The organism is Rhizobium sp. PEPV16 (assembly GCF_008919455.1).
GTDB lineage: Bacteria > Pseudomonadota > Alphaproteobacteria > Rhizobiales > Rhizobiaceae > Rhizobium > Rhizobium leguminosarum_Q.
In genome coordinates this window covers 13,019-18,674 of sequence record NZ_VSZV01000255.1, presented here as the reverse complement: position 1 = coordinate 18,674, position 5,656 = coordinate 13,019, and the positions used below count along the sequence as shown (strand labels likewise).

5 protein-coding genes and 1 pseudogene are annotated in these 5,656 nt (G+C 62.7%); 5 read left to right on the top strand and 1 reads right to left on the bottom strand.

Annotation, left to right across the window (positions count from 1 at the left end; genetic code table 11):
• The 5 genes and pseudogenes from FY112_RS10090 to ugpC all read left to right on the top strand — a co-directional run.
• Window positions 1-334: pseudogene (locus FY112_RS10090) on the top strand (hypothetical protein); the annotation flags it as partial.
• Window positions 335-399: 65 nt separating this feature from the next.
• The gene (locus FY112_RS10085; RefSeq protein WP_131622641.1) at window positions 400-1,659 is read left to right on the top strand and encodes an ABC transporter substrate-binding protein; all 1,260 of its coding nucleotides are present in this window, start codon (window positions 400-402) and stop codon (window positions 1,657-1,659) included.
• An 11-nt stretch (window positions 1,660-1,670) separates the two neighbouring features.
• Window positions 1,671-2,708, top strand: a complete 1,038-nt coding sequence (locus FY112_RS10080) for a sugar ABC transporter permease (RefSeq protein WP_094086014.1) — start codon at window positions 1,671-1,673, stop codon at window positions 2,706-2,708.
• Window positions 2,705-3,754: a carbohydrate ABC transporter permease gene (locus FY112_RS10075; protein ID WP_003539547.1), complete on the top strand. Its 1,050-nt coding sequence runs from the start codon at window positions 2,705-2,707 to the stop codon at window positions 3,752-3,754. Before FY112_RS10080 ends, FY112_RS10075 begins: the two co-directional genes overlap by 4 nt.
• Window positions 3,755-3,804: 50 nt before the next feature.
• Window positions 3,805-4,884 carry a sn-glycerol-3-phosphate ABC transporter ATP-binding protein UgpC gene (gene ugpC, locus FY112_RS10070; protein ID WP_151518311.1) on the top strand — a complete coding sequence of 360 codons (1,080 nt, stop codon included), beginning with the start codon at window positions 3,805-3,807 and terminating at the stop codon, window positions 4,882-4,884.
• A 35-nt stretch (window positions 4,885-4,919) separates the two neighbouring features.
• On the opposite strand, the gene FY112_RS37590 is transcribed toward ugpC, so the two are convergent.
• Window positions 4,920-5,656, bottom strand: a 737-nt coding sequence (locus FY112_RS37590; protein WP_246700646.1) for a molybdopterin cofactor-binding domain-containing protein, incomplete at its 5' end; no start/stop codon positions are given.

Below are 5,656 nucleotides of genomic sequence, written 5' to 3'. Positions count from 1 at the left end.
CAACGGCGCATTGGAGCCGGTAAAGCTAGGCCCGACGACGGATATCGAGCTGCGGCTGGCTGGCCGCAACGGCCGCTGGATCGTCCGTCTCTCCGATCTCGGGCGTGAGGTTGACCTTGACGGCATGCAGGCGCGTTTCGCCACGCTTTCGGCCCGCCGCGACGAAGAGGGTGCATTGATCGTTAGCGATCCGGATTATGGCCGGGTCGTCTTCGAAGAAGACGGCACCGTGCGCGCCGAAGGCCGTATTCTTCGCCCGGCGGACTGGTCGGTGCGGGGAGACGCGGTACATCTGAAGATACCGGGCAGGCAGCCTCGGCGCGCGGCCTCGTAGACGAAGTGTCCGGCAGGTGGAGGACCGGCCGGACGCAGGAATTGATCGATCAAGAGGAGGAAAAAATGACCAGAATGAAATCGATCGGCGCGGCTTTTGCTGCAATTCTGTTGAGTTCCGTTGCCGCCCATGCCGGCGACGTGCGCATCATGTGGTATTCCGACGGCGGCGAAGGCGAGGTGATCAAGGACCTGCTGTCGCGCTTCTCGAAGGCCAATCCCGACGTCAACGTCATCCTCGACGAAGTCTCCTACGACGTCGTCAAGGAACAGCTGCCGGTGCAGCTCGAAGCCGGGCAGGGGCCGGATATTGCCCGCCTCACCAATCTGAAGGCGCCGGCGCAACACTGGCTCGATCTTCGCCCCTACCTCACCGACGCGAAATATTGGGAGGACAATTTTGGCGCCCAGGCCGACTGGATGCGTCCCGACGGCTCGAACGCCATCACCGGCTTCATGACGCAGCTGACGCTGACCGGTGGCTTCGTCAACAAGACGCTGTTCGAGCAGGCCGGCGTCGAAATTCCAGGCCCGAAGGCCACCTGGGACGATTGGGCGGCGGCCGCCAAGAAGGTCGCCGACAGCCAGAAGGTCTTCGCCATGGCGATCGACCGCTCCGGCCACCGCGTCTCCGGCCCGAACATCTCCTACGGCGCCAACTACATCGCCGCCGACGGCAAGCCGGCGCCGATCGATCAGGGCGCCAAGGACTTCCTCAGCCGCTTCGTCAAGTGGAACGAGGACGGCACCATCAACAAGGATGTCTGGGTCAGTGCTGCCGGCACCACCTACCGCTCCGCCGCCGAGGACTTCATCAATGGCGGCCTTGCCTATCTTTATTCGGGCAGCTGGCAGGTTTCGGGATTCGCCCAGAAGATCGGCGACAATTTCGACTGGGTGATGGCGGGTAGCCCCTGCGGTTCTGTCGCATGCACCGGAATGCAGGGCGGCGCCGGTCTGGTGGCCGTCAAATATACCAAGAACCCGAAGGACGTCGCCAAGGTGATGGATTACCTGGCAGGTGCCGACGTGCAGAAGGAGTTTGCCGAACGCAGCCTGTTCATTCCGGCGCATAAGGGCGTCGCCGCCGGCGAGATGAGCTTCAAGACCGACAATCCGCATGTGCAGGCGGCGCTGAAGGCCTTCGTCGAAGCGGCCGGCCAGACGGCGGCACCCGCCATGAAGCTGCCGGGCTGGAAGTGGTCGGATGCCTATTACAGCGCCATCGTCGCCCGCATCAGCCAGGTGATCGCCGGCGAAATGAAGCTCGACGACGCCTATGCCCGCATCGACGAGGACATCAAGGCCAAGGTCGCCGGCAACTGACGGATGAACAGATGACGGCGAAGACGGCTTCTTCTGAACCACCGGCGAGAACCGGTCTGCGGCAGGCGCTCTCGGCGCCTGTCCGGCTCGTGATGGGGATCGTCGACATTCCCATGCGTGCCTGGCAGAAACTGACCGGGCTGAACGGCATGGCGGGCGTCTTCCTGGCGCCCAACATGCTGATCTTCACCGTCTTCGTGCTGCTGCCGCTGGTCATCAACTTCATCTATTCGACGACGAGCGGCAGCGCCATCTTCCTGCAGAACAGGACCTATGTCGGCGCCGACCAGTACCGCATCCTCTTCGATTGCCGCAGCTATCTCGATCCCTCGACCTGTGCCGCCGACACCTTCTGGGCGGCGGTACGCAACACCGCCGTCTTCGTCGTCTTTCAGGTCACAGTGATGCTGATCGCAGCGCTCGCAACGGCTTTGATCCTCAACCGCGAGCTTTCCAATCGCGGCTTCTGGCGCGCCGTCTTCTTCTTCCCGGTGCTGCTGTCGCCCGTCGTCGTCGGCCTGATCTGGAAATGGATCCTGCAGCGCGAAGGCCTGTTGAATTATGCGCTGAGCCCCTTCGGCTTCGAACCCTTCTCCTGGCTCAGCGATCGTTTCTGGGCCTTCTTCTTTGCCGTCTTCGTCTCGGTCTGGGCGCATATGGGCTTTTATGCGCTGATCCTGCTCGCCGGCCTGCAGGCGATCCCGCGCGATCTTTACGAGGCGGCGGCGATGGACAGCGCCCGTCCGACCCGCATCTTCCGGCGCATTACCCTGCCGCTTCTGATGCCGAACCTCATCGTCGTGCTGGTCTTGGCGCTGATCCGCGCCGTGCAGATTTTCGACGAGGTCTTCGTGCTCACCGGCGGCGGACCGGGCACCAGCACCATGTACATCACCCAATATATCTACGAGACCGGCTTTGCGAGTTCGCTGCGCAATCCGGGACTGGCTTCCGCCGCCTCGATCCTGATGGGCATCGTGCTCGTCATCCTGACCCTGGTCCAGCTCGGCGTCAGTAGCCGCAACGAGAAGAAGGGAGCACGCCAATGAGCGCAGTCTCTGCCTTCCTGCTCCGCCGCCGCGGCCGCGGCTGGCACTGGACCGATGTGGTCACCTGGATCTGGCTGATCTCGGGCGTCTTCCTGATGTTCGGCCCCGCCGTCTGGCTGGTCTTCTCTTCCTTCAAGACGCCGGCGGCCCTTGCCGAATTCCCGCCGTCCTTCCTGCCCTATGTCACCGAGCAGGCAGTGGTGCCGGGCTACGACAAGCCGTTGCCGCTCTATAATGTCGCGATGCCGGATGGCAGCACCCGCGTGCTTGCCGAAGTCCGCCGCATCGGCATCATCGGCCAGATGGTCGATCCGAAACAGCCGGGTGAAATCGTCAAGGCGAATATCAAGGACCGCACACCGGTGCGTCAGGTCGAATTCGCCGGCGGCAACTACACCGAACCGTTCCAGCGCTTCGATTTCTTCCTGTTCCTGCGCAACTCCGTCTTCGTCACCGTCGTGGCGACGGCTATTACGCTGCTCGTCAATTCCATGGCCGCCTTCGCGCTGTCGAAATACCAGTTCCCCGGCCGCACCGCCGTCATGCTGATGATCCTGGCAACGCTGATGGTGCCGCTCTCGGTCATCGTCGTGCCGCTCTATTCCGTCATCGGCACGCTGAACCTCTTCGACAGCCTCTGGGGTGTCATCCTGCCGACGGTCGCCACCCCGACGGGCGTCTTCCTGCTCAGGCAATACATGCTGACGATCCCCGACGAATTGCTCGATGCCGCGCGTATGGATAAGGCCAGCGAATGGCAGATCTACTGGCGTATCATCCTGCCGCTGTCGGCGCCGGCTCTCGCCGTGCTGGCAATCTTCTCGGTCGTCTGGCGCTGGAACGACTTCCTCTGGCCGTTGATCGTGCTCTCGCGCAAGGAACTCTATACGCTGCAAGTCGGCCTCAACGTCTATGCCGGCGAGCTCAATGTGCAATGGCATTATATCCTCGCCATGACCGTCGTCTCGATGATCCCGGTCGTGCTGATCTTCGTCTTCCTGCAGCGCTTCATCACCACGGGCATTGCCGGCTCGGGGCTCAAATAGGCCAGCTATAATTTGAAAGAGGCCAGCTTACATATGAAACAGGAGAGTGCATGAGCGGGCTCGAGCTCAGGAACATCGTCAAGAATTTCGGCGCCGTCGAGGTCATTCGCGATGTCTCGCTTGAGGTCAACGACGGCGAGTTCGTCGCTTTCGTCGGCCCTTCCGGCTGCGGGAAATCGACGTTGCTGCGCCTGATTGCCGGCCTCGATAAGCCCACAGGCGGCAGCATCGCCATCGACGGCAAGGATGTTACCGCTATCAGCGCCGCCGATCGCGGCCTGGCCATGGTCTTCCAGTCCTATGCGCTCTATCCGCATATGAGCGTCAGGGAAAACCTCGCCTTCGGTCTCGAGAACACCAAGGTGGCGAAAGCCGAGATCGAAGCGCGCATCACCGACGCCGCACGCATGCTGGAGATTGAGCCTTTCCTGCAGCGCCGTCCGGGCCAGCTCTCCGGCGGCCAGCGCCAGCGCGTGGCGATCGGCCGCGCCATCGTGCGGCGGCCGGATGCCTTCCTGCTCGACGAGCCGCTATCCAATCTCGACGCCGAACTCAGGGTCAGCATGCGTGCCGAACTGGCGGCCCTTCACGCCCGCCTGAAGGCGACGATGATCTACGTCACCCATGACCAAGTCGAGGCAATGACGCTGGCCGACCGCATCGTCGTGCTGAGAGGCGGCAGGATCGAGCAGGTGGGAACACCGCTGGAACTCTACAATAAGCCGGCCAACCGCTTCGTCGCCGGCTTCATCGGCGCGCCGCACATGAATTTTCTCGAAGGTGCGATTGTCGGTCACGAGGACGGTTTCGCTGAGGTCGAAACCGTCGGCGGCCATCGTCTTTCCGTGGTTGCCAAGGAGGCACGCCCAGCGGGCGAAAGGGTCAGCATCGGCATCCGCCCCCAACACATCACCCTTGCCGATGCGGGTTCAGTGAGCAGACTGGATACGCGCGTCACTCTTGTCGAGGAACTGGGCTCGGAGACCGTCGTCCACGCCGACGCAGGCGGGAAGAAACTGATTGCGGTCTTTGCCGGCCAGCAGCGCATGAAATCGGGCGATGGCCTGCCGCTGCATCTCGACCCCGACGTGCTGCACCTCTTCGGCGAGGATGGTCGGCGTCTATCCTGATGTCCTTTGAGAGCTCTAGTCATTCGCCGGGACTATCACTCGCGATGAGGCAACCGATCGAGCAATTTCTCCAGTGTGATCGGATATTGTCGCACCCGCACGCCTGTTGCGTTGTAGACCGCATTTGCGACGGCCGGCGCGACACCAGTCAGTCCCAGTTCCCCGACGCCTTTCGCTTTCACCGGCGATATCGCTGGATCCACTTCGTCGAGGAACACGGCCTCGAGATGAGGGATGTCGGCGTGGACCGGAACCTCGTAGCCGGCGAGATCATGATTGACGAAGAAGCCGGATCTCTTATCGACCACCATCTCTTCCATCAGGGCCGCCCCGATCCCCATTGTCATCCCGCCGATCACCTGGCTGCGCGCGGTCTTGGGGTTGAGGATGCGGCCGGCGGCGCATACTGCGAGCATGCGGCGAACGCGGATTTCGCCGGTATAGACGTCGACGCCGACCTCGGAAAAATGCGCCCCGAAGGTCTGGATCGCGAAGCGCTTCGCCAGATCGCCTAATTCCATGACGTCCTCGGCGACGAGATCGCCGTCGGCGGCAGCGCTGGCGAGCAGCGCGCTTCGATTTCCGGAACGAACCTGACCGTCGACGAACTCTGCCTCTGCGGCGTTGAAGCCCAGACGCTGGGCGACCACCGCCCGCAGCTTCGTGCAGGCAGCATAGACGCCTGCGGTGACGGAAGGCGCGCCCTGCTGTCCTCCAGATCCCGGCGTTTCCGGAAAACTCGAATCCCCGAGCTTTGCCACCACGCGCTCGA